The sequence below is a fragment of the Nostoc sp. genome, from assembly GCF_035638895.1.
In the GTDB taxonomy this organism is placed as follows: Bacteria; Cyanobacteriota; Cyanobacteriia; order Cyanobacteriales; family Nostocaceae; genus Nostoc.
Map to the genome: position 1 here is coordinate 1 of NZ_DASQZC010000680.1, position 21,833 is coordinate 21,833.

14 protein-coding genes and 2 pseudogenes are annotated in these 21,833 nt (G+C 41.3%); 6 read left to right on the forward strand and 10 right to left on the reverse strand.

The window, feature by feature from the left end; all coding sequences use genetic code 11:
• Window positions 1-122: 122 nt before the first annotated feature.
• The 3 genes and pseudogenes from VE944_RS31865 to VE944_RS31875 all read right to left on the reverse strand — a co-directional run.
• Window positions 123-3,215, reverse strand: a pseudogene (locus VE944_RS31865) (esterase-like activity of phytase family protein); the annotation flags it as partial.
• A gap of 1,035 nt (window positions 3,216-4,250) precedes the next feature.
• On the reverse strand, window positions 4,251-9,674 hold the full coding sequence (locus VE944_RS31870) for a phytase (RefSeq protein ID WP_324987152.1): 5,424 nt from the start codon (window positions 9,672-9,674) through the stop codon (window positions 4,251-4,253).
• 818 nt (window positions 9,675-10,492) lie between these two features.
• On the reverse strand, window positions 10,493-10,717 hold the full coding sequence (locus VE944_RS31875) for a hypothetical protein (protein WP_324987155.1): 225 nt from the start codon (window positions 10,715-10,717) through the stop codon (window positions 10,493-10,495).
• 182 nt (window positions 10,718-10,899) lie between these two features.
• On the opposite strand from VE944_RS31875, the gene VE944_RS31880 reads away from it, so the two are divergent.
• Complete coding sequence (locus tag VE944_RS31880) at window positions 10,900-11,577, forward strand: hypothetical protein (RefSeq protein ID WP_324987158.1); 678 nt, start codon at window positions 10,900-10,902, stop codon at window positions 11,575-11,577.
• A gap of 196 nt (window positions 11,578-11,773) precedes the next feature.
• Complete coding sequence (locus VE944_RS31885; protein ID WP_324987160.1) at window positions 11,774-12,661, forward strand: pentapeptide repeat-containing protein; 888 nt, start codon at window positions 11,774-11,776, stop codon at window positions 12,659-12,661.
• 314 nt (window positions 12,662-12,975) lie between these two features.
• Here the strand turns inward: VE944_RS31885 and VE944_RS31890 are convergent, their stop codons facing one another.
• From VE944_RS31890 to VE944_RS31910, 5 genes and pseudogenes are all read right to left on the reverse strand, one after another.
• A complete protein-coding gene (locus tag VE944_RS31890; RefSeq protein ID WP_324987163.1) occupies window positions 12,976-13,749 on the reverse strand; it encodes a COP23 domain-containing protein in 774 nt (257 codons plus the stop codon).
• Between the two features lie 267 nt (window positions 13,750-14,016).
• Window positions 14,017-14,742 (reverse strand): annotated as a pseudogene (locus VE944_RS31895) (Uma2 family endonuclease).
• Between the two features lie 202 nt (window positions 14,743-14,944).
• Window positions 14,945-15,115: a photosystem II assembly protein Psb34 gene (psb34, locus tag VE944_RS31900; RefSeq protein ID WP_229556419.1), complete on the reverse strand. Its 171-nt coding sequence runs from the start codon at window positions 15,113-15,115 to the stop codon at window positions 14,945-14,947.
• A gap of 223 nt (window positions 15,116-15,338) precedes the next feature.
• Window positions 15,339-16,385, reverse strand: a complete 1,047-nt coding sequence (locus tag VE944_RS31905; protein ID WP_324987168.1) for an N-acetyltransferase DgcN family protein — start codon at window positions 16,383-16,385, stop codon at window positions 15,339-15,341.
• Window positions 16,369-17,421, reverse strand: coding sequence for a dipeptide epimerase (locus tag VE944_RS31910; protein WP_324987169.1), 1,053 nt, complete (start codon window positions 17,419-17,421; stop codon window positions 16,369-16,371). The genes VE944_RS31905 and VE944_RS31910 overlap by 17 nt, the downstream gene beginning before the upstream one ends.
• A gap of 125 nt (window positions 17,422-17,546) precedes the next feature.
• Between VE944_RS31910 and VE944_RS31915 the strand changes: the two genes are divergently transcribed.
• From VE944_RS31915 to VE944_RS31925, 3 genes are all read left to right on the forward strand, one after another.
• Entirely contained in the window at window positions 17,547-18,098 is a 552-nt protein-coding gene (locus VE944_RS31915; protein ID WP_324987171.1) for an NUDIX hydrolase, read from the forward strand.
• Between the two features lie 193 nt (window positions 18,099-18,291).
• Entirely contained in the window at window positions 18,292-18,705 is a 414-nt protein-coding gene (locus VE944_RS31920; RefSeq protein WP_324987174.1) for a hypothetical protein, read from the forward strand.
• Window positions 18,706-18,713: 8 nt separating this feature from the next.
• Window positions 18,714-19,049 (forward strand): hypothetical protein, encoded by a 336-nt coding sequence (locus VE944_RS31925; RefSeq protein WP_324987177.1) that lies wholly within the window; start codon window positions 18,714-18,716, stop codon window positions 19,047-19,049.
• 158 nt (window positions 19,050-19,207) lie between these two features.
• Here the strand turns inward: VE944_RS31925 and VE944_RS31930 are convergent, their stop codons facing one another.
• Complete coding sequence (locus tag VE944_RS31930; protein WP_324987180.1) at window positions 19,208-20,131, reverse strand: nucleoside hydrolase; 924 nt, start codon at window positions 20,129-20,131, stop codon at window positions 19,208-19,210.
• A 15-nt stretch (window positions 20,132-20,146) separates the two neighbouring features.
• On the opposite strand from VE944_RS31930, the gene VE944_RS31935 reads away from it, so the two are divergent.
• Entirely contained in the window at window positions 20,147-20,578 is a 432-nt protein-coding gene (locus VE944_RS31935) for a nucleoside deaminase (RefSeq protein ID WP_324987183.1), read from the forward strand.
• Between the two features lie 103 nt (window positions 20,579-20,681).
• Here the strand turns inward: VE944_RS31935 and VE944_RS31940 are convergent, their stop codons facing one another.
• Window positions 20,682-21,803 carry a metallophosphoesterase family protein gene (locus tag VE944_RS31940; protein ID WP_324987185.1) on the reverse strand — a complete coding sequence of 374 codons (1,122 nt, stop codon included), beginning with the start codon at window positions 21,801-21,803 and terminating at the stop codon, window positions 20,682-20,684.
• Window positions 21,804-21,833 lie beyond the last annotated feature (30 nt).

The window sequence follows — 21,833 nt, forward strand, 5'->3', positions numbered from 1 at the left end:
GAAGACGTAAATTGAAGCTTGTAGTAGGCACTAAATCCGCAAATTAAAAAACCCCATCCCGCAAGCGAGATGAGGTTGCAAAGCTGCACTAAATAAGCTGTATGAAATTGAAAAATTAAGAACTAAGCCACGACACTAGCAGAAAAAACGAAATCATTTACTGTGAGGCTAGTTGATACAATTCCCAGCAATGAAGCCAATTCTATATTTCCGGTTTTCACAATAGTGTCAGATCCCTGTTGCAATACCCTTAGACTACTGAGGCCAGTACCGCCCAGCCCGATTTTATCAATCCCGATTGTAAAATCAGTAATAATGTTCTTGCTATCTGGCAGACTGGCGTTAGCAATCCAAAATTGGTCAGCACCAGTACTACCACTGAGACGATTACCGCCCTGTTGACCGGCAAATAGCACATCATCACCATTGCCACCAAATAGGGAATCATTGACATTGGAGAAGAGTTTGTCATCTCCAGAGCCACCGTAGATACGGTTATTGCTACCGCCACTGCTAAGGGTATCGTTGCCGGAGCCACCGAAGGATAATTGACGAGAACCTTCAATTACTGTCACGGTATCAGCACCTGCTGCCCCAAATAGATTATTGTTACTACTAGCTTCAACGACAGCGATCGCATCATCACCATTACCACCATTGGCACTAGTATTTTGAGTCGGGCCGTTTTGACCAATAAATACTTGATCATCACCATCACCTGTGGACACTGATGAGTCACTACCCACAAGCACCGTGTCATCCCCGTTCCCAGTTGTGATGGTGTTACCTTTATTACCCTCGACAAAATCTACTCCGTCACCTGTAAGTAAGGTTTGATTTGGCCCAGTGGTGATATCATCGCTGGTACTGGAGCCAAACTTAATTTCTTCAGATTGAGGTTGACCTAAACCAGGAGCAAGATTGAGGGGATTCTCCAGCTTCAACAGAAGAATTTCATTGTTGTCTATAACTGGATTTTGAGGATCATTTCCAGGACGACCTGTAGAGAAAGGATAGTTGTTGTCATTAGCTACCAAAATGGTATTTTTGTCAACAACTAAAACATTTTCAATGGTGACAAATGGGAAGTCAAAGGTGGTTTTGCCATCTCCATTCAAGTCATTGGGGTCTTGGATATTTAACAAGTCTCCAACTTCTTCTTTAGCTACATAGCCCTTGGAATCTGTTTTAGACAAGTCTATTTTGTAAATCTTCTTAAATTCAGCCGCAGCCCCTTGACCACCATCCCTCTCAATGACTAGGTATTCATTATCATTAATAACTGCTAAATCGCCGATCGCATAAGCAGGATTTTCTAACTTGTAGTAAAGTTTGTTACTAGTGTACTCGCGGCTGGCGATATCAAATTCATTAATCCGCAAAGCACCAGCAGGATCACCTTGAACCGTACCCTCTAGCAGCATATAGAGTTTGGTTTTGCTGGCGTTGATTGCTCCGCCTTCAAAACCTTTGGAACCACCCAAGTTAGCAAAAGCATCTCCTGAAAGCACATCGGGGTTTTGTGGCGATCGCACTAAGTTATTCTGAGGATCACTCAAGAAATCTCGGACTTTATCCCCTGTATTTGGGTTGTCTGTAAATAGTGCATCTACCCCTAATTGGAAGAACTGCTGAAATTCTAGTTCTGGATTACCTTGGTAATCTGCGGCTAAATATAGGTCTTCGTTCCGAAAGGTGTAAGGATGAACCTGTAAACCTGCATTGTGAGCATCTTGAATTAAAGTCGTAGGAGGTAAAGTTGTCCTATCAGCATCATTAACTTCTCCATCCCCATTCACATCATCTGCCAACCCATCACCATTAGCATCAGTACCTTTGACACTAACAATCATCCGTTTCCAAGGGCCAATGCCATCAGCATAGGTGGCAATTTCAGCCAAGCCTTGTGGAGTCCGTAAATCACCATAAGTCCGAGGATCATTACTGACTTCCAAATCATAAGGCTGAGTTTCTATGAGCGTACCATTTAGCTCAATGCCAGATGCATCTAGAAGTTGAACGAGTGGAATATCCACTCCTGCTTCTGGCATAATGCGATCGTGTAGATCCTTGAGATTACCTACTTCAAAGGACTGGATGAAGATCCGACTTGGATCGGTGAAGTTCTCAGCCTTGAGTGTATCGATCAGTATCTCACTGATGTTTCTGTTAATTTTTTCGTTGGTGCCTACATAAGTGGCTTCTTCGGCAGAATAGGTGGGATGCTTCGTTTCTGGGTAGATACCAATCTTTCTACCTGTCTGGGCTTCTACCTCTTTAACCAAGTCGATGATTTCGGTTAGAGTGGGAATTTCAAATTGACCATTGAAGGATTGGTCACGGAAAGGTAGACGCTGTATCGCCCCTAAAGTCTTGATTTCTTCTAAAGTAAAGTCTTCGGCGAACCAACCTGTAATTGTATTGCCATCTAGGCTGACTGTTTTCTTGCGATCGGCAAACTGTGGATATTTGCTAATATCGTAAACGTCTGTGGTTGTATTGCTTAAATTGACGCTGCCATCACCATTTAAAATTGCCAAAGCAGGCTCATGACGAGCAATTAATACACCATCTTTTGTAACTACTAAGTCTGGCTCAATAAAGTCAGCACCATCTGCAATTGCTCGTATATATGCTTCTAGGGTATGTTCTGGAAGATCCCCACTTGCACCTCTGTGACCAATTACTTTAGGTGCTTCTCCATTTAAAGTTTTGAATTGGTCGGGTGTAGCAACGGGAGCCTCTAACAGCTTACCAGTGGCATCAAAATGTAGTAGATAGGGGCCAAACTCTTCTCCAACCCAGATTGTCCCGTCTTTATCAAAAACGAATGACTCTATATCAAAATCTGCACCAGTCAATAATCTATCACTAGTTCCTTGATTAACAATTTGGAAAGGAATCTTGTTATCGGGATCAGACAGTTGAATGTAATCTAAAACTTTAACGCTGCCATCTCCATTTTCTGTTCTCTTGAAATTTGGGTTTAAACGATTGATTCGCAGTAGGAAATCTGCACTATTGTCTTTGCTACCGTAACCATTATCTGACAAAAAATATAAAGAGTTACTGTTAGCAAACTGGACACCGCTAAAGCCCTGTATTGGCTGTCCTGGAAAAGGCCCCGTTCTGCCGTTAGCTGAAATTTCTTCACCAGAAACTGGCCCCTCACCATAGGTATCAGCAGGTAAAGAAGCAAAGCCGACTAACTCAATTGCCATAGTTTAGAATGTTGGTTGGGTATTGGGATTTCACTGCATCACAAGCTATTGAACTTTTCTCATTACTTGTGGAAAAATAAATCATGAACTCAGGCTATAAACCGTAATTACTGGGAGTTTTCAGAATTACAAAAATATAGTTTAGGCAAGCCCTTTAAGTCCAATTTTGTATTAACGCCGAGAATACATTTACGAAAAGCGTATTTTCTCAGAGTTATCAAAACATTAAACATGATAGTGGAATGTCAACTACTAATCTGTGTTAGTAAATAATTAGGATGGAAGACTGAGATTCAGAATTTAATGTTGATAGTAGTTATGAGATAATTTAGCTAGCAGTAAAGATGTTTCCATGTAAAGATTAAGATAAGATAAAATTAAACAGAAGAAATGATTAAAATATATTTGCAACCTCGTGTACTTGCAAAACACTGTAATTATCAAAAAATAAAATTTGAATTTTGCAGTTTGATATGATGTCAAGTTACAGTCGTTGACTGAAAACTCGTGAACCGTCAACGGTCAACAGTGAACAATAGCAATGGAATATTTTTTTACTTGGAAGTCCCTTAGATTATTTTGAGATTTCCGGTAGCAAATCAATTCATAAGTTCATTACAACAATTGTTGCAATGATTTAAACGTTTTTTATACATGAAAGAGTATTTGTTGCAAAGTATTGAACAATTGCAGCAACGACTTATACATTTGCAATAAATACTTAAGCCTTTCTTATACATGGAAGAGTATTTGTTGCAAAGTATTAAGCAATTGCAGCAACGACTTATACATCTGCAATAAATACTTAAACCTTTCTTATACATGGAAGAGTATTTGTTGCAAACGTTTAAATTTTCACAGATAAATTAGGCGTAATATCATGTCCGCTTGATTGCTTATTAAACCCGAAGAACCCCACCCCGCCAAAGCTGTGCTTTGTCTCCCCTCCCCGCCTGCGGGGAGGGGTTGGGGGTGGGGTATCTCGTTGTTCACGAATGATTTAGGATTGAGATAACACTAGGCAACAAACTAAGCCAAGACGCTAGCAGAGAAAACGAAATCATTTACAGTCAGGCTCGTTGAGATAATTCCTAGCAATGAAACTAACTCTGTATTTCCGATTTTTACTAAAGTGTTACTACCCTGTTGCGACAGTGTTAGCCCACTAAATTGAGTTACGCTAATACCACCAAGCCCGATTTTGTCAATCCCGATCGCAAAATCAGTCACTATGCTCTTGCTAGTTGGAAGACTACCATTAGCAATCCAGAATTGGTCAGCACCAGCAGCACCACTGAGGCGATCGCTACCCTGTTGACCAGCAAATAGCACATCATCACCATCGCCACCACACAGGGAGTCATTGACATTAGAGAAGAGTTTGTCATCTCCAGAACCACCGTAGAGACGGTTATTGCTACCGCCACTACTAAGGGTATCATTACCTGAGCCACCGGATAATGATTGGCGAGAACCTTCAATTACTGTGAGAGTATCATCGCCTGCTCCCCCAAACAAATTATTACTACCACTGGCTTCCACCACGGTAATAGCATCATTACCATTGCCACCATCGGCACTGGTCTTTTGAGCCGGGCCATTTTGACCAATAAATATCTGATCATTACCGTCATTCCCGGAAACTGAAGAGTCACTCCCTGCAAGCACTGTGTCATCAACGTTTCCAGCTATGATTGTGTTACCTTGAGTGCCTTCTACAAAGTCTGCTCCATCACCTGCACTAAAGAATTGTCCTGGCTGAAGATTGACAGTATCGCTGTTGCTAGAACCAAAACCGTTCGGGAAAGTAGGCTGTACAGTTGTCAGATTATTTGGTAGTTCCAGGATGCCGAGTTTTTCCGCAGCCGTATTACCCGTAACGTTAAAGTCATTGTCGTTAATCAAAGCTAGAGTATTGGGTGCTACCAATGCTAGACCTTCTAATTTCTCCACCCCGGTATAACCCAATTGAGCAGCATTAGTAATTAGGCTTTTGGTGACAGGGGTAATATTGGCAGCAACTAACTCCGCAGAGGAAAGTTGTTCGATGGTTTTATTAGCTGGCAAAGTAAAGTTAGCAGGGTTATTGATGTTCGTTGCCCCAGCTAAATCAATTTGGTAAATTAGTTTATTGCCAGCAGATGTACCATTGTCATCTCGCTCAACTACTGCAAATTTGCCGTTACCTAAAGATACTGCATCGCCAATTTTGTCAGTTGCCGGCAAACCTTCCAGGAGATACAAATATTCTCCTGTTACCTGCTTGCTGACAATATCAAACTCTAGAATTCGCAGGTTGAGAGAAGCTTTAGAAGTTGCGTCATTAGCAACATCTGGGTTGTCAATGGGACTTTGGATGAAAGCGTATAATTTAGTACCTTCCAGGGCTACAGCTTCAAATCCCCGGTTATTGCGGCGTTGGGCATAAACTTCTGGCAAAACCTCAGTCCCAAAAGTTCCCACTGGTTGATCTGGGTTGGGTGCAGTGGCAGTTCCTTGAGGAATAAAGCGGTCAATTAGTTTACCATTAACGTCAAAGTGGTAAATTGCCGGACGGTATTCATCTACCATCCAATAGTCTCCATTTTCCGCAATTACAATTCCTTCTAAGTCAGCACCCAAAGGATCGTTAGCTAGAATATTGTTGTCTAAGTCAACAGCAATTTCATCTGTGTAGGCTAAACCGTTTCCTACAGCTTGCAAATTAGGCAATCCGGTTAATGGTGTCGTCCCATCTTGGCGGAATAGTCCTGTTCTATTGGTAATGCTGATTTCACCTGTGGTGCGGTTGAGTTCAAAACTGACTATTTCTGGTTGGAAGTCGGGTAAGAAAAATGGTCTGTTTGAACCATCAGGTTCTCCATTGGGGCCACGGTCTGTGTGGGTGACAAACTTCAGGTTGCCATTTGCTGCAAACCCTTGGAAATACAACCCAGAAAAACCACCTAAGAAAATATCTTGATTTTCAGAGGTTGTTCCTAACTTGGGTAGGTTTTCAAATTCATAGATAGTTAACTTGGGTTGAGCAACAGGATTTCGTGGATCGTAACTAGTGGTGTCAATAGTTAGAGAATTAGGGAAGGCATTGGCAATATTTTCCCAAGGCACCAGCTTGAAGTTAGAATTGATGTTTTCTTCTTCACCTTCATCGCTGACTATTTTGGCAGGTTCATTAGAACCATCTTGAGTGACAAATAAACCAAATGGAAAGTTAGGCCCCACTGGCACGTTAATTACATCTGCACCGTCTGACTCTTGTACGCTGTCAATGGCCCCATTGTTACCAACAGCAAAGTTACCCACATATTCGTTGTTACCTTCACGAGTGTAAGCAACAAAAGTGTTGTCACCTTGGCTAGATGCTAATAAGTAGCCTGTGCCATTTTTGCCGTAATAAATGGTCAGTCCTTCTACGTCATCGGTAAGGTTAGTACCGCCTAAATCTCTGACTTGATCAATTAGCTTGCCAGTTGTGCCACCGTTTGGTTCTGCTTGGAACTTCCAAATCCCGACATTTTCTTGTCCAATGTAGAGGAAGCCAGTTTCTTGGTCTACCACCATACCCTCAGTTTGAGGATCACGACCCTCAATTGTGGGTATAGTGAATTCCCGCACCCGTTCAGCCCCAATTTGGCCATTACCTTTGTCAATCAGTTTAAACTGAGCTATGTCTCCAGTTTCTCGCCGACTGGTAAAGACATAGTAATCATTAGTTACAGGGCTACGGTATAAGGTAAGTCCGTAAGAACTGCGAGTTGATGCAGAATAGGGAGGTTCAAAAGGTGCTGCTTGGAAGATAGTAGCAATATTGCTATCGGTGATATCTTCCAAATATTGTCCGGGGGTGGAAGGATTGGGGTTAATTTTGAAGATTGCTAGTTTGTCGTTGTTGCGATCGCTAGCGACAGCAATATCAACAGATTGATTGCCTAATTTGAAACCGTATTGTAGGTCAATGTTGTTGTAGCGAATGCCACCGGGATTAACTGTCTCTAACAAATTACCAGACAAGTCATAAACCCGCAGTCCGCCATTTTTGACTGAGGTTAATACTAGACTATCAGCAGAGTTTGTGGCATTAACATAGATAGCAGGATCATCAGCATCAGCCCGTTGATCAACTGGGAGTGTTTCATCGTCAAATAAATCAGGGCGGGTTTCTAGTATGGGTGCAGCAGTAGGAACTAAGTCTGCATCTAACGTGAGAATTTGGGTAAATTGGCTTTGATTGAAATTGTTATCACTTACTAGCACAATCGACTGGCTACCATCTGCTAGTTTGGGGCCAAAGGTGATGCCTTCGATGTTATCTGTACCATTAGGCAAATCCAGATCATTTAAATTTAATAGCAGACGCTTTTGAGCAGGTTGGATCGCTGCTAGTTGTTCAGCACTCAAATTATTGAGAGAATCGTAGAAGCTAATGTCAGTTGCACCTTGCAAAGAAATTTCGTAGATTTTGATCGTGTTGCCTACACCTTGTGCAAAGGAACGCTCTAACGCCAGTAATGTGCCATGATTATCGATCGCAAGTAAATCTGTCAAACCATTGTCAGCAAAGCCTGTACTAGGGTTGGGCACATCAGCGATCGCATCAGTAATGTAAAGGTATTCTTTGTCTGGTTGTCCACTAAGTAGATTGTATTGCAGAATCCGGGAAGGGCTGCCACTAGTGAGCGAAGCCCTTAATCCATCTTGAGAAAGCGCGTTTTCAGTGGCGGTGAATAGGGTTTTCTGGTCGGGTGTAATAGTGAGGCTTTCAAATGCCAAATTATTGTAAACGCCTGATGTCTGCGTATCGCCTGCATCTACAATACTGTTGCTGTTGGTATCTTCAACTACTGGTAGGAATTTGCTGGGAATAAGTAGCGATCGCAATTCTTGTCCTGTAGTCACCGAAAATTCCTTAATAAAGGGATTGCTAACACGACCAGCAGTAGGATTAACTTCGCCTTCTGAAGAGATGAAGATTGTCCCATTATTGGTTAAAGCAATGCCTTCAGGGTCAATGCTAAATGTTGCAAATAAGTTGCCATTGCTATCTTTCAGGGGCGTGACATTGGTAAAAGTCACCCCAGTATCAGTAGTAAAAGTATAGAAGCGGGCGGGGCCAAATTGAGAGCGATCGTCTGAGATAGCGTAGTAGCGGTTGTTAGCTGCATCGTAGGTGACACCAGACAATCCACCCAGTGGAGTTTCTACTCCATTCACAGTTCCCGCCGCGCCAGCAGGAATAAAACCAGTAACGAAAGTAGACTGCCCCTGAAATTCTAGACGGGGAATGGTTTTACCTGGTTCAGTTGGCCCAGTTTGCACATCTGTAAATACTAAGCGATGGTCAGAACTGGGGAAGGGAAAAGTACCTACCAAAGGAAATGTCGAGTCGGTATTCAGCGGCCAAAATATTCCTGAATTGGCAATTGCCAAGTCAGCAGAGGGTAGAACATAGTCAGTCCGCAGGTTTCCAGGAGCTGTATCAGCAAAGTCTGCGGTGTCAAAGCTAGGATTACCGTTTTGGCTAGCGTTTGCACCACCTTGTAAGTCTGCTTGTTGGGAGCCACCAAGACTGCTAGGGATGACATTAGTATTAATATTAGGATTTTGCAACAGTTGACGAATAGCATTGTCAAAACTATCACCATCCACCGGATCTGCATTTTGATCGCCCACAATTACAAAGCTTGATCCAGCAGCAATACCGCCTGTTTTTCCCTGATCATCGTAGATATAATTACTTTTACCAGGAGTAATATAGTCTGCCCAAAAGCGGATCTCGTCGTGGTTGCGCTTCCCGTTGCGGTCTTCCGGCCCATCAAAGGTTGGGGGTGTGGGGTGGCTAGCAAGGACATGAATTGTCTCGCCATTTACTTGGATGGGTACATCCCAATGGCTCTTGGAGGAGAGACGTAAAACTTCCAGTTCCTCGTCAGAATACCAATCATTTGCCTGTGCTGTTGTCGGATCATCGGGAAGCAAAGCATTGGGCATATCCTTCCAGAGGAAGTTTTGAAATGTGCGGATGTTGGCAGTGTCAATAGGATATTTGGACAACAGCAACATCCCAAATTGACCGGGGAAATTCCCGAATCCGAAGGCATCATCGCCATATCCCGGTTCGCCTGGGGTTGTAACTGCTGTGCCGTTGTTGTTCAAGTCAAAACCAGAGGCAATACCCGTGTTGGAAGGAGCAATGTAAAAATAAGGGTAATCAACAGGAGTTGCACCATTCTGGCTGACTGCAAGGTAATTTTGCTTGAATAACTGAACTGCTTCCTGGGAGTAGTCAAACTCATTGATCAGCAACACATCCGGGTTGTTACGCTGGATAATTTCTGCAACGGCTTTTGCTTGAGCATTGTCAGGGGTAGACAGATCGGTTACTAGCTGACCTGTTGCGTTGCGATTCAAAGAGGCATTGAACTGAGAAAAGCGAATTGTGCTTGTAGTTACCATAGGTTAGTTCTGGGGTAGATTTCAGATATTGAAAAAGAGGCAAGGGGGTAGGAGCAGGGAGCAAGGGGGATAGAAAATTACCTTGTGGTTAGGCGTTATGCATCTATGCATTAGGCAAAAACATTTATGCGATCGCCCTAAAGTTTCCCAAACAGCGTAGACACGTTCGCGGAGCGTCTCTCAAAAAAGTGGCTTGTCGTTAGACATCGCTTGAATCTGCGTTAAACAAATACAAAGCCAGTATTGGTTGCCAAATTCGTCTTTAGCTTTAACCTCATCTTGGTGATGATCCAAAGTTAGTCGCACTTCCTAACAGTCCAAAAGCGATCGCTATGTTCACAGAGGAATCGCAGGTTACTAAATATCGCATTTAAAGCTAAATGTAAGTCTTCAAAACCAAAGCAATTGAGGTCAGTAGTTTCGTTTCCCAAGGCAGAAGCTTAGATATCAATGTCACACTTTCTAATTACTGGAGACTAAGAAATTCTTAAACCTCCCACATTAAACTATTCCACTTAGATTAAGAAACAGCTATCAAGAGGTTAAGAAAAAATAATTGCAGGTTTCACGATGCTTTTATTCCACAGCAATTATTTTCAGTCATATAGCCTGAACGGATAGCGCAGTCGGTAAAACTTAGAAACGGCTATTTTATCGTTGACCCTATAGTATGTCTTTCCCTGACTCAGTTTCAAGCTATTCTGCCCTTTTAATTAATCTGAAAATTCCTTAGTTAAAACACATCTCAAAACTTTTATATATAAATTTGTTCCAGCAAACTATTTTGTTGATATTGTAAGATATAGAACATTAGTCCATCATTCAAAATCGAGGATAAAAACTCCGTTTCTTTCAGTGCTTGTAAAGATCCAAAGTGAATTTACTAACTGTGCTTCCATCACTTTTACATCTACTTTAATTCTTTGAAACCTATAGCTGGCAATAATTTTGACTTTTAAAGGCAACTTTTCATTTCCCTTTTTATTTACTTTCACTAGTTCATTTGAACTAATGAATTCGATAGGATAGCCCGCCGCAAGCATACCTTACGGCGAACTATGTTATTGCAATTTTGGGAAAACCTGAATGAAACATCAATTTTGCCATGAATAGAAAAGAAAACTGAGATCGAAATAAGCGAACGGACAGTACAAAGCCTGAAGAAACTAGGTTTTTGGGATTTTAGGACTGATACTGTAACTTACACAGGGTGCTGGAGAATAATATGAGCAAAGTAAAGTATAGAGAACCATCAAATTCTACACTCAAAAATGATCGCAGTAATCATTTAGAAAATGCACAAGATCATTTGCGTTCAGTCGTAATAATCGCAAGAAAGTTTCAGAATAATAATATTACCTCTCAAGATGTTGTTAAACTATTTAGCCTGACCGATAAGTGCTCAGATACATTGAGGAACTACATCAATCTGAGAAACTACATTAATAAAGATCCAATGGTCAAACATATTAATAGTGATCTGAAAACTATCCCATCTTATAGTACGTTCGACCAGGAAATAAATTGGCTAAACAGGTTTGATAATTCTTGCGTATTAAACTGCGACGTTTTCATCCAAAAGCAAGTTCAAATCAACTTGGGAACGATACAAGACCTTGATAAAAATATAATCACTTTTAGGAGGGAATTTGGTCGTAGATACCCTATATACGCTCGTAATAGTTTTGATTATCAGTCAATCATAGAAAAATTTCAGGAGTATTTAAATGAAGTTTTGCAAATTGCAAGCGGTACTGGCTTAGTTTGTGAAGACGGACTGAAATACTATAATTCCCATTCAAACTTCCAAACTAGAAGCATCTGGTTGGGTTCAAGAATGTTTTTGAATGGAGCAAACAATCTCTTAAGAATAGGTGGTTGGCCACAATCACTAATAAGCTAAAGTGGTGATTATACATAGGTTTTCTAAAGATTTTTGAACGAACATTGCTTGTAGCAATCCTATTTGTTTTTTGAAAAAACTTATTAGACCTCAAAAAGCTTTTTTTATCTTGCCTATTGGTCTACCTCTATGAGTAATTTCAGTATTCACATTGGATTGCTATATACATCTTTGAAGTTGTAATATACAAGGAAAAATGTCTTTGTTTAGGCGTTGGCGCTTAATAATTGGGGGAGTCACCTTAGGCTCTGTAATTACTGCTGGAATATTTCTAATCCCTCCAGTTGTAACAAGCCAGAGTTGGCCATGGAAATGGGCTGACTGGACTGGGATTGGAGAAGACAAAATAAAAAAAACGAGTACAGAGACAAAAGGTGGAGAAAACGGTTCTATTGAAAAGGTTACTGTCACTAATGAACCTCAGTCGGGAAAAACACTTTGGGATTTTTTAGAACTATTAGCAGTTCCATTTCTGCTTTTGTATCTCGGTTATCAACTTCAACAAAAAGATAAAGAAGTAGCAAACATAAATCTTCGTGAGGAAGCGCTACACCGTTATCTAGACCGTGTATCAGATTTGCTGATTAATAACAAAGTAAATACTCTAGAACCCGATGATCCTTTATTAGAAGCGATAAGTGATACGATACGCACGAAAACTCTAGCTACATTGCACAGTTTTGACAAAGATGGAGAACGGAAAGGTAGTGTTATACAATTTCTAATTGAGGTAGAACTTATAAGTAACGGGGACTCTATTGTATTAAACTTAAGCTCTGCTAGCTTGAAAGGTGCTAAATTAAGCGGTACTCAACTAAGTCGTATTCAACTAAGTAAGGCAGACCTTAGTGATGCAGACCTCAGTGATGCAAACCTCAGCAATGCAAAATTAATAGGTACTAACCTAAGAAATGCCAACTTAATCGGTGCCGATTTAACCGGTGCCGATTTAACTAATGCCGACTTGAGGGGTGCCAACTTAAGAGGTTCTAACTTAGATGGTGCTAACTTGGATGGTGCTAAAGTAACAAATGCTAACCTAAGCAATGCCCACTTAAGTAGGGCAGATTTTATAGATGCTTAACTGAGATGCTAAATAGTTCAGCTCTACGATAATACTTTTAAGGTCTTGTTCCCCTGCGGTCTTAATGATAAGTTTTTCACTGGATAAGTGGGTCGGTGTAAATAATTATTGTTGAGATAAGGTAGGGGGCAGGGGGAGAAAGAGTTTGAGCTTTATTTACTTTTCTTCACACAGTTTGATTTTATTGCACCGACTTACTTATTATTTAAGGTGGGCTGTTACCCACCTTAATATAATTCAGTATTTCGGTGACAGAAAAAACTATATCTTGTGGGTTTGGCAAAATTGCTCTTATCTGTTAAGTAATTGAAATATTAGCGGAACTTACCAGGATTTAAGCGAACATTAGGCTGAGACTGACGACGAATTGCTACTCCATTGCGGAGATTTCTCGCGGTACCTCCATCTTTGCGATCAAGGAAAGGTTTGAGATTAATTCCACTTCTAGACGAACTAACCCGATTATTGCCACTGCCTAGAAGTGTACGTCCTAAATTATATAATTCGTTGCCTCTACTATTGCGATCGCCATAAGTATTAACAGCTATAGTCTGTTGTCCGCTATCAGCAGTAGTCAAGTTCTGAAAAATACTATTGCGGATAACAACAGGATCTTTCCCAGGAGGTACTGTCAGCACAATTCTACAGGTTGGGTTGGCTTCTGTTGTCACGCAGACAATATTTTCGTTATTTTCTACAGATGTCTGGAGTTCTTGTAAGCCATCTGGGCGATAAAGTTCTAAACGACTGGCAATTGCTGTACAACGCCTTTGTGCATCCCAACCACCGCCCAAAGCCGCAGGCGCAGCCCAAGCAAAGTATTGCCCTGGTTGACTTTGTGGCTGATACATAACGGTGTACTGACCATTGTAAGTCTGACAGGTAAACCGAGTTGTACCGTCAGCTGAGGGTGAAGTTGGTATACCTGTTGATGTGTCTATTGGTACTGATGACCCATCTGATGGTACTGTTGGTACGACAACGCCATCGCCAGTAGAGTCATATTGCGCCATTGCTACGGAATTGCCCAGACACAAAGATAAGCCAAGACTACCCAAAGTTATCAATCGAAGCAGTTGTGATGACATAAATCATCCTCCAGTAGAAATAGGTGGGGAATTGATAGTTTAATTGACGAATAATTCTATGTTTTGATTCATCAAAAAGGCTATTTTTTTTCCTCTGTTGCTTTTTTCTCTTCGAGTAGCTTTTTCACCCGTGCTTTAATTTTTAGATGACGCCCCACTCCTTCATAGGCGTAGGTTTTGGTGCTTCTGGCGTTGATGAACGTTGCAGCGCTTCCCTTTATGCTTAAACTAAGCCACGAAAATACTTGAAAATTTTGTCTATATATGCTAGAGCAAATTATTTGGATCAATACCTTGAGATTGTAAATAAGCAATTAGGCGTTCTTTTTGCTGGCGTTCCTGTTCAATTTGCTCTACCGCCCAAAGCAACAAATTACCTGCCTCATCCCACCACCGCAACCAGTAACCAGTTCTAGCTTCCTTTGTTTCTTGCCAAGTTCCCAGAAATAAACCCATTGAATCAATCCAATGACGACCATTTTCATCAGGTTGCTTTAACTCGTAGCGGCTGTTTTCGAGTTGGTAAAATTCTAATTAACCGCCATTTGGGTCAAAAATTACGTAAATTGGAACTTGAAGAATCTGCTCATAAAAAAACCATTTTCCTGGTGGATAGGTTCGCTTAAAAGAGTATTCTCCACCCTCAGTGTCAGATAGAAATTCCACCACAATTGCCGGAATATCCCCGTCTAAATTGGGTGTATAGCTTTTGCGTTCTCCTAAAACTTGATTTACCAATGGTACATAAACCCAGTCGGGTGCTTTAGCAACAAATTGCCCGTTTATCGTTGCACAAAGTCCAAAATTCGAGGCTATCAACATCTGCGGTTGGATGAAACCACTTATCTCAAGGCTTTCGCGCAAAGCACCAGCTAATAGTGGCTGACCTGTATTTTCCACTGGTTCATCCTTTAGGTAAAAATCTGCGGGCAACGCTTCCCAAGATATTACCAGTTCTGTTGAAGATTTGGTTTCACCGAGTTGGGTTGTCATAAACACCCCTTTTTATTAATTTGTCTTTATTTTATGGGCGATCGCAGTTATTTTACAACGTCGCCGTTTGTGATGCGATGCCTACGACGGTTAAAGCCAACACACAAAATTAAAATACAAAAAACCCCGGCGAAACTAACCGAGGTAAGAGAGAGAGGTACGAATGACAATGAGATATAGCGATACCGAAATCTAAAAAATCTTAGCTAACGGTAAAACCAACCAAAACTATAGTTGTGACAATTAAAGTCGCAAAAAGAGCCTGTAAAACATATTTACGTTGTTCCCAAATTGCCGGGTACTCGGCGTAGTACATCTTGGGTTCAGCTGCGTAGTTATTGATAATGCCATCTTCATTTATTGTGGTATACATAATTTTTTTCTTTTTTGTTTGCTTATGTAACTAAATTTAACAATATTGTTACAAAACGTCAAGAGGACTTGACAAAAAAAGTCTGATGATAGTAATAAAAGTTGCTTATCAGGCATAGGAGATTTAGGCGAAGCTGCTCCAGCCGCCGAAAGCGTCATAATATTACGCAATTTTTTAAATCGCAAAATAAAAGGGTAGAGCGTGGATGAAGTAAAATCTACATCTAATTCTTCATCACCGCATCCAAAAGCACATTGGCATCAAAGCGGACTACATCTGTGCAAGGTAGCCCAGTTTCTGCTATTGTTTGAGCGATGCTTTCCTCTGCCGCAGATTCATCTAGATGGGCTGTGTTCAGCGCTATACCTACTACAGGAACACTTCCAAAGGCACCACCAGCGCTAGCAACAGTTTCATAAAGCCGAATCACTTCTGGTAAAGGTGGAATTAGTACATGGGGGTGATTACGTACATGAACTTGTCCGGCGCGATGTGCTAACAGCAGTTGGGTTGGTTGCGAACCACGGATTAGAGGTAAGGTTGCCGTTGAACCAGGGTGTAGCAGTGAACCTTGTCCTTCAATGTGCAAAATATCGTGGTTTTTGCCATAGCGCATAACTATCTGTTCTACAGCACCGGCGGCAAAGTCTACGCGCACGGCATCTAAAGCCACGCCGTCCCCTTCTAACATCACCCCAGTTTGACCGGTAGCGAGGAATTTAGAACGCCAACCTCGCTGTTTTGATGCCCAATGTAACTCTAGACTAGTTGACATTTTACCGATCGCCATGTCGGTTCCCACTGTCAAAACCCGCCGACAGGAAAGGGTGCGTGCCATTCCACTAGCAACACTTATATTAGGCGGCTCTTTGCGTACATCCCAAATTACTTGCCCTGGTTTGAGCAGTTCATTTAACTCTGGTATGCTCGCCATTGGTGTATGTAAACCATTTACCAGCGACATTCCAGCTTCTAGAGCGCCTTTAATTTCCAGCCAGTAATCATCTGGTACAGCACCACCTCCTGGGGCAATGCCTATTACCAAGACTTCTGGCTTGTACTCTAGGGCTGCGGCTACAGATGCCACTATTGGGACATCACGCTTGATATTTGTTAATTCTGGTAAGGATTTGCCAGCACACTCGCGATCGATTACGGCTACGATTGGGGCTTCACTGTAACGTAAAATTGCTAGCCCTGTTTTGCCGTGAGTCCCAGTAATTCCTTCATGCAGCAAGATAGCTACTCGTTGATTAAGTGGTAGTCGCACTGTGTTGTACCCCTAAACCTGGTAAATCGTTTGGCAAAACTCTCCCTTCTTTTAGCAATGCACCCGTAAAGGGATCATCGATTAAATTTAGGTGACTGTCTAAATCTAGATAATCAGCTAGTGGCGCTAGCTGTAATGCTGCTGTATTGGCTAGCGAACTGTCAGAATAGCAACCAAACATTACTTGCAAGCGATATGCTCGCGCTGTATGTACCATTCGCATTGCTTCGGTTAGTCCCCCTGATTTCATCAGTTTGATATTAATACCATCCACGTAGTTTGCCAAATGGGGAATATCGGAGCTTGTAAAGCAACTTTCATCGACAAAGATGGGCAGGGGAGAGTGTTCTTTGAGTTTTGCTAAACTTTTTTCTTGCCCCCGTGGCAATGGCTGTTCTACATATTTTATACCTAAATTAGCTAGCCAATTGCACATTGCGATCGCATCTTCCAAGCTCCAACCCCCATTAGCATCAACAAAAAATTCTAGTTCAGGTGCTTCTTCTTGCACTGCTAAGAGCATTTTTTTATCTGCATCTATGCCATCTGGACTACCTAGCTTCACCTTGAAAAGGCGAACATCTGTAAATTTTAACCAGTCTCGCGCTCTAGCCCTAGCTCCTTCAGGTGAATTAATCCCAATTGTGACAGAAGTCGGTACTATTTGATTGCGATCGAGTCCCCAAATTTGCCACAAGGGTAATCCTACGCGCTTACCCAACCAGTCGTGCATTGCGATATCCAAGGCAGCTTTAGCAGCAGAAGGAACCTGGTTTTGTGTTAAAACTTGCTCAATTTCCTGTCGCTGTAAGGGGCTGAATCCTTCCAACAATGGAACAACTTGCTGTAGGGCATCTTTGATTGCATCAGTTGATTGCCGATGATTACCTACACCGAATGGCGACGCTTCCCCCCAGCCTTCGATCCCATCATGTGAAACTCTTACCCAGACATTAGTTGTCTGTGCCGTTGTACCTCGACTAATAGTCAACGGAAACCTTTTGTTTACTGTAAATAAATTTATATTTATTTGCATACTTCTTATACATATTATGTTATAAAAGCCAGTGTAAGTTCAAAGTTTAGATTATCAGATGCATCTGTTATACTTTTTTACATTCATTACTTGATGACCAAATATTTTATACATTATTTTTATTCATGAACAACTTAAAAAAATGGAAGACTTTAAAATCAAAAATGGTTTTAGATTATCCTTGGTGTCGGGTGAGACAAGATGAAATAGAATTACCCAATGGTAAAATTATAGATGATTATTTTGTCAGTATTAAGCCTGATGTTGCGATGGTTTTACCTATTACTAGTAATAAAGAGATAATTTTTGTCCGGCAATACAGACATGCTGTAGGTGAATTTTTCTTAGAACTGCCAGCAGGGAATTTTGACCCTACAAAAGAAAGTGCAGAAGTAGCAGCAATTAGAGAACTGACAGAAGAAACTGGTTATATTCCTGAAGAAGTTAGAAAAATTGGAACTCTATATGATAAGCCGAGTAAAGACACTAATCAAATACATTTGTTTTTAGCAGAAAATGTGAGCAAAATTGGAGCGCAACAATTAGATATTACAGAAGAAATTGAAGTTGTATTAATTCCTGTAGAATCAGTTTTAAATAAAATTATTCAGGGAGAGATTTCTGTTGCAGGAACTATAGCGGCTCTCTTCTTAGGTTTAAACTTTATCAATCATTAATAATTGTTGTATATCTCTTCTGTTTTGTAAAAAAAAAACTTGAGATTAATTGTATTGTGAAGCTTTTACAAGAGATTTTTTGGGCGTTTTGGCATAGAATATTATTAATAAAGTTTCAATATAATGCCCTCGTAAAGAGGATATACAGAATTTTTCTGTCTATCACTGTTATTATTTTAAGGACAGAGGGCAAGTGGCTAAATTGAAATTGGTGGTTTGTAAAGTGGATGTTCTAATTGAGTCAACAAGGAGCTTTGAAAAGGATCTTGGCAGGCTGAGTGAAAATGAGAAAGGCGCAGCGATTCAAAAAATTAATGATTGCGCCAGCCTCTTCCCAACTCAAAAAGCTGGCGTTTATCGTAAGTTGCGTCGTCTTCCCCTACCTTCACATATTAATGGCTATGAATCTTCGCTTTACACGCTAAGGATTTCGCAGAAACTAAGGGTAATTTTGACAGTTGACGAAGATCCAATTTTTGGGCAAGTTATTTTTACCCTTTTTCGAGTGGTTAAACACGATGACTTCGATAAAGCATATAAAGGTGTAGCAGAGTCTTTGTATCAAGGATTACTTCACCAAAATCAAGAAACTGCCCGGATCTCGTAAGTGGGTTTATGGTGCAAACCCTTACTCTGTATGATGAATACGGCATTATTTATCAAGCCATGAAGATTTTGCCAGATGACGAGCTAAAGATTGCTTTTCTTGAAGCCTTGGCAGAACTTGAAGATAACGAGTGTCACAGAACAAGAAAATTTCCAAAAACGAGGCTGCACAAAGTAAAAGGTGTGAAGCAGGCAATTTATCGTGCTGATATCGATAAAGTCTCAGGTTGGCGCATCCACGTTCAATATATTAATGGGCAAATTCATCTCAAGGATATTATCGAAGGGCAAAGACATGATGATGTAATTGAGGTGATTAAATATAAAAAGGTACGCTATGAGTAATTTTCAGTATTAAATAGTACGGTAACTAAACAAAATATTTGCACCGGAATGTCCCAATATGGTCAGTTAAGTTGCAGAGGTTGTCTGCGTCCGGTGAGCTTGGTAGTTAGTTTTCGGTGGCGAGTTTGAGTATCCACGCCGCCTAATTTTTTAGTTTTTTATCTTGCCCATTGCTGTAAAATATAAGCATAAAAAGCCTCTTTATGTACCTTATCCATTGCATAAATTTTACGACCACCAAGAACTACTTTAGTACGCCCTTGACTAAGACCAGTGGTGATAATTTCTGTTTCCCATTCGCGCAGTTGATAAAATTCTGGATGTCCCAGATAAGCTGTTGCTAAGACATCCCAAAAATAATAATCCTGGGGGATAACTAGTGCATAACATTGTCCGGCTAAATCAGAAATTGGATAGTGGCGTTGTCGTCCCATTTTGTATACTAACTCCGATGTGACTGGGACATTATTAGTTAAATCCAAAGGACACATAATAATTTCAATTTGGGTTTCCCATACCCGCGCTGCTGAAACCGCATCCCAATAAACATTCCATTCGGCAGAACCATCTTGTCCCGCTTCCAGACTTTTTTCGACATTGCCACCGACATTTAATGCACCCCCCATCCAAACAATTTTGTGAATCTTGGCTTCAATGTCCGGTGCTTTGTCTAAAGCCACTGCTACCGTGGTCAACGGGCCAGTTACCATCAACGTTACGGGGTCTGATGCCTCCCGCAACACCTGTATCATGAAATCTTGACCTGTTTCGGCAACCAAAGGCGTAGTGATGGTTTCGCTTTGATTGAGAATGGGGAGATGGTCAACGATAAACGAATCACGGCGATAGAGAGTAGGAAATGGATTAATACCGCGCACAGTGCTTTCTGCTACCGGGATATGAGAAAATCCCATCAAATCTATAATTTTACGTGTGGCGCTAACAGCAGGTTGAATGTAGCAATCTGCTGGAGTGACGACAACACCAAGGAGTTCAATATGATCCATCGTCAACAGCAGCATAGTTGCTAAATAATCATCTACACCGCCATCGTGATCCATTAATACTAGTTGTTTTGTCATAAAAGGAGAATTAATATGGATGAGTTTATGAAAGCTGCTATTCAAGAAGCAAAACAAGGCAGACAAGAAGGTGGAATTCCCATTGGTTCGGTTCTCGTCAAGGATGGCAAAATTCTCGGCAGAGGACACAATAAACGTGTGCAAGACGCAGATCCTGTCACCCACGCGGAAATCGATTGTCTCCGTAATGCTGGGAGAGTTGGCAGCTACAGAGGTACTACACTCTATTCAACTTTAATGCCGTGCTACCTGTGCGCTGGGGCAGTGGTACAATTTGGGATTAAAAAAGTCATCGTTGGAGAATCCAGAACTTTTCCTGGTGCTAAAGAATTTATGGTGTCTCACGGTGTGGAAGTAATTGATCTTAATCTTGACGATTGTAAACAAATGATGAGTGAGTTTATTGAAACTAACCCCGAACTTTGGAATGAAGATATCGGTAATTAGAGACGCGATTAATCGCGTCTGTACAAGAGTAGCCCGTGTCTTGGTGACTTTTGATAGGAGAATTATGGTAGGAGCGATCGCTATCTAAAAAGTCACCAACTTTTTAACCTAGCAAAAGTGTGCTGTTATTATCAATCAGCGTCAGAGTTGTATTAGTAGCCATACCTGGGTTGGGGTGTGATGCACCATAGGACTGAATGTAACGCCTCACTTCTAACGGGAAGTGGGGATAATCTAATACTGCATCTCCATCGGCAATAGTTGCCCAAAACTCGCGCAAACTAGGAGCTAATTTTTTTGCCTGTGATAATGGTAAATTTAATGGAGAGAGAGTTAGTAGCTTGATGAGGAAGGGGAAAGAGCGATCGCCCATCCACTGCCGTGATGATTGTTGCAAGTCGGGGAACTCAGGGACTGACTCTACCCGATGAGATAAAATTTGCAACGATTCTTTACCTTGGTTATCTCGATGAAACTCTAGCACCCGATAAGGGTGAGGATAGCTCACTAAAGAACCTGTGGTAATATCATATACTCCATCTGAGTAAGCAATATCCTGAATGTGCAAATGCCCTGTAAATACTAGTTTGACTCCGTAGCGCCTTAGCAATTGCAATAGTTCTGCTGAATTGGACAACATATAGCGATTTGCCAGTGGATGGCTGGATTGATCAGGCAAATGCTCGACCACATTATGATGCACCATCACCAGAACTAATTCATCAACAGATGCCGCTAGCACCTCTTCTAACCACAGTAGCTGTTTGGCATCCAAACACCCCACCTGCTCACCTTGGTCATTAAAGGAGTTAGAATTCAGTCCAATCAGCTTAACTCCAGGCAATAACTGACGAATGTAGTAAATCTGTTGGGGATCTTCGTAGCCAAACTTAGTGTAATAGTAGGGAAAATCTGCAAAAGCAATTGATTGCTGATCAGCCAACAGCACAGGAACGTCATGATTGCCAGGAACAACATAGACGGGAAAAGGTAGCTGCGCTAAACATTGTTGCAACCAGGCGTGGTTCTCTGGTTCCCCGTGTTGGGTTAAATCTCCTGGCAACAACAAGAAATCTAAATCGAGTTGTGTTAAATGTTCTAGTACACTTTGAAACGCCGAGATACTGACTTCTACTAGGTGGAATCGGTTGGGATGATCCCAGATTGTGTGGGGAAGTGCCAGGTGTAAGTCACTGACTACCGCAAAGCGAAAATTGAGAGCCATTGATTTATGAAAATGTTAAAAGCAGAGGTT